4 protein-coding genes are annotated in these 6,496 nt (G+C 65.9%); 2 read left to right on the forward strand and 2 right to left on the reverse strand.

The genetic code is table 11. From position 1 onward, the window contains the following. A partial coding sequence (locus A985_RS24750) for a hypothetical protein (protein WP_198288673.1) occupies positions 1-1,071 on the reverse strand: 1,071 nt, incomplete at its 3' end. An 11-nt stretch (positions 1,072-1,082) separates the two neighbouring features. Continuing rightward, entirely contained in the window at positions 1,083-3,806 is a 2,724-nt protein-coding gene (mutS, locus tag A985_RS0108625; protein ID WP_017233007.1) for a DNA mismatch repair protein MutS, read from the reverse strand. A gap of 308 nt (positions 3,807-4,114) precedes the next feature. Here mutS and A985_RS24755 point away from each other — a divergent pair, with 308 nt between their 5' ends. Beyond that, positions 4,115-6,085 (forward strand): diguanylate cyclase domain-containing protein, encoded by a 1,971-nt coding sequence (locus A985_RS24755; protein ID WP_017233008.1) that lies wholly within the window; start codon positions 4,115-4,117, stop codon positions 6,083-6,085. A gap of 146 nt (positions 6,086-6,231) precedes the next feature. Beyond that, positions 6,232-6,496, forward strand: a 265-nt coding sequence (locus A985_RS29785) for a LuxR C-terminal-related transcriptional regulator (RefSeq protein ID WP_198288674.1), incomplete at its 3' end; no start/stop codon positions are given.

Consider the following 6,496-nt stretch of genomic DNA (forward strand, 5'->3'; position numbering starts at 1 on the left):
CGGATCGACCTGCACGCGCACCCATCGATTCGCGGTTGGCGAGCCGTAGGTGCTCAGTTGGGTGAACGACTTCACCGGTGCGCCGTGGGCATCGCGCAGCGGTTGCACGTGGCGCATTGTCTTGCCGCTGTCGATGAGCAGCACCGGTCCTTTGAAGCGATTCGTGAGCCGTAGCAACTGCGTCCGGAATTCCTTGAAGCCGTCGACGCCGTGGCGTCCCACGCGATCCGAGAAAAGACTTCCCAGCCCTGCGCGTCGCGCCGGTTCGAACGCGGGATCGGCCTGCGCAATGATGACCATGCCGACCGCATCCTTCTGCTTCGCGTAGACGAGCGCATGCTGCAGCCAGACGCGCGTCGCCACGGCCCGATCCTCGAATTCGCCGTTACGTCCCCCCGCCGAGCGGTAATTGTTGTTGTTGCCGGGCAGATTCAGGCCGACGAATACCACGCCGTTATAGAACCATCGCACATTTTCGTGATACTGGCGAAAGCGTGCCATGTCGCTTTGACGCGTGAGATCGAGTGGCGCGTGACCCACGGGGCCGGGGCCGAGCAACGCATCGTCGCTGAACGCTTGATCGCGCAGGAAGTCGAGCCGCTCCACGGGGTTGTAGCCGCCCTCAGTGGCGCGCTGGCAATCGGCCCAGTCGTTCGCCCCAGGTACGTAGATGAGCGGCTTGGGCGAACTGGCGAGAAGTCTCAGGCGCTGCGTGACGAGTTCGTCGCGACACGACTCTGTCACGCTTTTGAGATTGCCCGCATGGACGACGAACACGGCCTGACTGTCACCAATGCTCGCGAGCACGTTGCGCACCACCGGCACCTCCGTGTTGCCGAAGGGGGTGTTGCCCAGCACCGCGAATTCGAACGGTGGCGGCTTGCGCGGGCCTTTGGCGCCGGGCTTTGCCGCTGTCTTCCCCCTGGACGTCGTGGCCATCCTGGCGTTTGCCGATGCGGCCGTCGTCGGTGCGGTGCCCGTGACGAGCGCGAACGCGAGCGCCAAGAGGCACACGGCGCGCAGGCCGTGGCTTGTGTGACGAGGGGCGCGCAGGCGAGGCAGGCTCGGCATGAGGGGCGACGTCAGTGCTTGCGGCCGTCCATCAGGTCGCGCAGTTCATACAGCAGGTCGAGCGCTTCGCGCGGGCGCAACTCGTCGGGATCGATCTGCGACAGACGTGCCAACGTCGCCTCGGCGGCGGGATCGAGGGCGGCGGCACTGTGCGTCGAGCCACGGCTGCCCTGCGTCGCGAGCGGGCCGTTCGACGCGCTATCCAAGGCGTCCTCCGACGGGTCATCGACGCCGGCATCGACCGGCGCTCGTGGCGCAAACAGATCGAGTTGTGGGGCGGCAGGATCGAGCGCCTGCTGTTCGAGTAACGCGAGATGCTTGCGCGCCGCGCGAATGACTGGCATCGGCACCCCGGCAAGTTGCGCGACCTGCAATCCGTAGCTCTGACTGGCTGGACCGTCCTGCACCGCGTGTAGAAACACAATCCCTTCGCCGTGCTCCACGGCGGACAGATGCACGTTCGCGCATTGCGCAAACTCATCGGGCAGTTGGGTCAGTTCGAAGTAGTGGGTAGCGAACAGCGTGTAGCTGCGATTGTGCCCAAGCAGATGCCGCGCAATCGCCCAGGCCAGCGCGAGACCGTCGAACGTTGACGTGCCGCGCCCGATCTCGTCCATCAGTACCAGACTCTGGTCGGTCGCCGTGTGCAGAATCGCAGCCGACTCGGTCATCTCGACCATGAACGTCGAACGCCCGCCCGCGAGGTCGTCCGACGCGCCAATTCGCGTAAAGATGGCGTCGAGCGGGCCAAGTCGCACCGCCTCGGCGGGCACGTAGCCGCCGACGTAAGCGAGCAGGGCGATGAGGGCGGTCTGACGCATGAAGGTCGACTTGCCGCCCATGTTCGGGCCGGTGATGAGCAGCAGGCGGCGCGCGTCGCCCAGCGAGCAGTCGTTGGCGATGAAGCGCTCCACTTGTCGTTCGACGACCGGGTGGCGACCCTGGCGAATGTCGACCACGCGATCCTCCACCAGCTCGGGCTTGACCCAGCCGAGCGTTTCGGCACGCTCGGCCAGCGCGGCGAGAACGTCCAACTGGGCGAGCGCCTGCGCGATGCGTTTGAACTCGGTGATATGCGGTAGCAGGGCTTGCATCAGCGCGTCGTACAGCAGTTTCTCCCGCGCGAGCGAGCGCTCCTGCGCGGACAAGGCCTTGTCCTCGAACGTCTTGAGCTCCGGCGTAATGTAGCGCTCGGCATTTTTTAGCGTCTGGCGGCGGCGATAGTCGTCGGGCACCTTGTCGGTCTGGCCGCGCGTGACTTCGATGTAGAAGCCATGCACCTTGTTGAACTCGACCCGCAAATTGTTGATGCCGGTGCGCGCACGCTCGCGCGTTTCCAGATCGATGAGGAACTGGCCGCAGTTCTCCGAGATATCGCGCAGTTCGTCGAGATCGGCATCGTGACCGCGCGCGATGACGCCGCCGTCGCGCAGCATGGCCGCCGGTTCTTCGGCGATGGCGCCCGTGAGCATGGCCAGCGCAGCCTCGGGAATCGCGAGGTCTTCGTGCAGCATCGCAAGCAGCGGCGAACGCGCTTCGACGGCACGCAGCGTGGTGTGCAGTTCGGGCAGGCGGCGCAACGCGTCGCGCAGACTCGATAAATCGCGTGGCCGCGCGGTGAGCAGCGCCAGGCGGGCCGTGATTCGCTCGACGTCCGCCACATGCCGCAATTCGCTGTGCAGCGCGCGCCACGTGCCCGGGCCTTCGAGCAGCGTCGCAATGGCCAGTTGGCGCGACTGCGGCACCTGCTGATCGCGCATCGGATGATGCAACCAGTGGCGCATCAGCCGGCTGCCCATCGTGGTGCCGCAAGTGTCGAGCAGCGAGAGCAGCGTGGGCGATTCGGTGCCCCGCAGCGTTTCGGTGAGTTCCAGGTTGCGCCGCGTGGCCGCGTCGAGGCCAATATAGGCGGCTTCCCGCTCCACGTTCAGACTTTGCACATGGCGCAAGGACTGGCCCTGCGTGGCCGCTGCGTACTGCAGCAATGCGCCGGCTGCGCCGAGCGCCGGGTTCAGGCCGTCGCAGCCGAAGGCCGTCAGGCTCGCGACACCCAGTTGATCGCGCAGGCGTTGCGTGCCGGCGGCCGTGTCGAAGTGCCAGTCGGGCACGCGCGTCGTGGTGCCGAGGGAGAAGCCCTCGAAGGCTTCGAGGGCGCTGTCGGGCACCAGCGTCTCGGCCGGGCGGATGCGCTCCAGCTCGCGCGGCAGCTTGTCGGCGGCGACTTCCATCAGGCGCAGCTCGCCACTGGCGAGCGAGAGCCAGGCGAGGCCGGCGACGCGCTCGCTGGCGCGTCGCGCCGGCGGCATGTGTACGGCCAGCAGATACTGGTCGACCTTGTCGCTGAGCAAGGCGGCGTCGGTCAGCGTGCCGGGCGTGACGATGCGCACGACCTTGCGCTCGACCGGCCCCTTGGCGGTGGCGGGATCGCCGATCTGCTCGCAGATGGCCACCGACTCGCCGAGCTTGACGAGCTTGCCGAGGTATTGCTCCACGGCGTGATGCGGCACACCGGCCATGCGAATCGGTTGTCCGCCCGACTGGCCCCGCGCGGTGAGCGTCAGGTCGAGCAGTCGTGCCGCTTTGGCTGCGTCGTCGTGGAACAGCTCGTAGAAATCGCCCATGCGATAGAAGACGAGCATGTTCGGATGGTCGGCCTTGATGCGCGTGTACTGCTGCATCATCGGCGTCATCGGTGCAGCGGCGGCGGGGGTGGCTTGGGCTTGGGTGCTCGTCATGAATTCGGTCGGGTCGGGCAGATCGGGTCACGAGGGGGGCGGGGAGACCCTGCCGGCGTGCGATACCGCGCCGATTCAGCGTGGCGCGCGCCGCGTCGCCCCCTCGTGGCGCGTTGGATGCGCAATTTTACGACGGGTTCGGCGAACATCGTTAGCCGTCGTCCGGCAATGTCGCAAGTGAGTGTCGATGAGTTTGTTACACGAAGGCGGCAAATTTTGCTCAAGTTTCCAGAAAATGTGCCGTTTCGGGGGTAAGCACCCGCAAAAATGAACAAAAAGCATCGCAAGCTACTTTCGCACGGGCCAGTATGGTGAAGTCGTTGAAGGGACGGGTCGCGGCCACGACGGCCCTGGTCTCGATGATATTGATCGTCGGCGTCGCCGTCGGCATCGAATTCTTCGTCTATGGGGAGTTGCGAAGCTCGATGCAGGCGCAGCTCGACACACAGGTCCAGCTCGTGGCCGAACAGCTCGATGACAAGATGCGCGGGAAGTTTCTCGCCCTGCATCGCATGGCGCGCCACCTTGGCCATCCGGACGCGATGACGCTCGCCCAGTTCGACGCCTTCGCCAACATGTCGGTGTCGATGCCCGAGACCTTCAACACGATTTTCGTCGCCGCGCCCGACGGCCGTATGCGCTACGACTCGACGTTCCCCGCCACGGCGATCAACATTGCCGATCGCGACTATTTCCGGCAGGTGCTCGCGGGCGCGCCGCAGGCGGCGTCCGGACTGATCGCGGGCAGGATCACCCGTTCGCCGGGCATTATCCTCGCGGTACCCGTCGTGGACGCGCAGGGAAAGACGATTGCCGTGATCGGCGGCGCGATCAATCTGCTGCGGCAAAACTTCATGGTCGATCTGGCGAGCAATGCGATCGGCGCGACCGGCCGCTACTGCGTGACGACGAATGAAAATCCCGCGCGCTATGTCATTCAGGCGGACGTGACGAAAATTCTCTCGCCCGTCGGCCCGGCGCAGACGCTCTGCGGCGTGCGTGATCCGGGGCCGAACCCTCTCTTGCGCATGCATCCGTTGGTGGCGCGCGCGACCATGGCCACGACCGGTTGGTCGGTTGTCGCAGTGTTGCCCGGGGCTGAAGCGTTCGATCCACTAGCGCGCGTGCGGCGTCGCGTGATCCTGCTCGCGATCGCGGCGATCGGGCTGGCCGCGTTCGCGATGTGGTGGATGGCGCGGCACATGCTGCGTCCGCTCGATACACTGCGCGACCTCGTGCAGCGCAGCGCCGGCGACATGCGCGCAGTGCAGTCGCTGCCTGTCCAGCGTGCCGACGAGATCGGGGCGCTCGCGAACGCGTTTCGCGACATGATGGAGCAACTGCGCGATCGTACCGAGGCGCTCGAGGGCTCGCGCGAGGCGGCGCGGGCGAGTGTGCGCCACATGCAGGAAATTGCGGATCGGGTGCCCTATCTCGTTGCGTTTCTCGACAGCAACGAGCGCTTTGCGTTCGTGAATCGGGCCTGTGAACTGCGGTTGCGGCGGCCGCGTGAACGCATTCTCGGGGCGACGGCGAGCGAGCTGCTCGGCCCATCGCTCTATCGCGAGTTCGCGCCGCATCTCGCCCGGGCATTCGCGGGCGAAGCCGCCACGTTCATCTGGGATTTTGGCGACGACGCGGCGTTCCGCTGCTTCGAGGTGAGCTATCAGCCGGAATGGGCCATGCACGATGTCCTTGCCGGCGTTCATGTGTTTGTCCGCGATATCACCGTCGAGCGCTCGAACGAGCGGCGCTGGCGGCGCGAATCGCACACCGATCACCTGACGGGGCTGCTCAATCGCAAGGGCTTCGATCAGGCGCTGGCGGGTGCGTTGCGCGTGGCGCGCGAGGGGGGCGGCGCGCAGGCGCTGCTGTTCGTCGATCTGGATCGCTTCAAGCTCGTCAACGATACGTGGGGGCATGCGCTCGGCGACGAGTTGCTGCGGCGTCTGGCCAAACGGCTGGTCGCGAGCGTGCGCGAGGGCGACATCATTGCCCGCTTCGGTGGCGACGAATTCGCCGTCATCATGCGTGACGTGCAGGATATTCTCGATGTGGAGCGCACGGCCATGTCGATTCTCGATGCAACGTCGCGGCCGATGTCGCTGTCCGTCGGGGCCGTTACGGTGGGGGCGTGCGTGGGCGTGGCGATGGTCGCGAGCGGTGAAGTCAAGACGCCCGACATGATGTTCGACGCGGCGGACCGCGCGCTGTACGACGCCAAGCATGGTGGCCGCGGACGCTTCGTGCTCGGCGACGGTGCATGCGTGGCGGATTAGGCACAACCAATCGAATGCGCGACAGCGATCAGCTTCCCCGAAGATACGAGCGTGAATTGTCTGACGCACAATAGGCGACGCCCTCCGTTCGCCTCGACGTGCGGCCGGCGGTTCGGGCGTGGGACGTTTCTTTACAGGAGGCGGGCATGAAACTCGAAGGCGGACGAAGCCGGGCAGCATCGCGGGCGGCTTCCGACGCAGGGTGGCGCGAACCCGGGGCGCGCCGTGAGCCACCGCAGGCTTCGCATCGGGGGCCGCGCGCGCGGCACGACGCCGATGCACACGACGACAAGTCTAGGCACCTGAGCTTGTCGATTCGCGAAAATGAAGTGTTTCATATGCTGGTCGACGGCCTGGCCGTCAATGAAGTCGCGCATGCGTTGCATTTGAGCGAGCGGACGATTGCATCAC

Source organism: Pandoraea sp. B-6 (genome assembly GCF_000282835.1).
GTDB classification, from domain to species: domain Bacteria; phylum Pseudomonadota; class Gammaproteobacteria; order Burkholderiales; family Burkholderiaceae; genus Pandoraea; species Pandoraea cepalis.

Excerpts from the sequence above, each read along its gene's own strand:
- mutS (WP_017233007.1), bottom strand. The coding sequence starts at position 3,806 with ATGACGAGCACCCAAGCCCAAGCCACCCCCGCCGCCGCTGCACCGATG.
- A985_RS24755 (WP_017233008.1), top strand. The coding sequence starts at position 4,115 with ATGGTGAAGTCGTTGAAGGGACGGGTCGCGGCCACGACGGCCCTGGTC.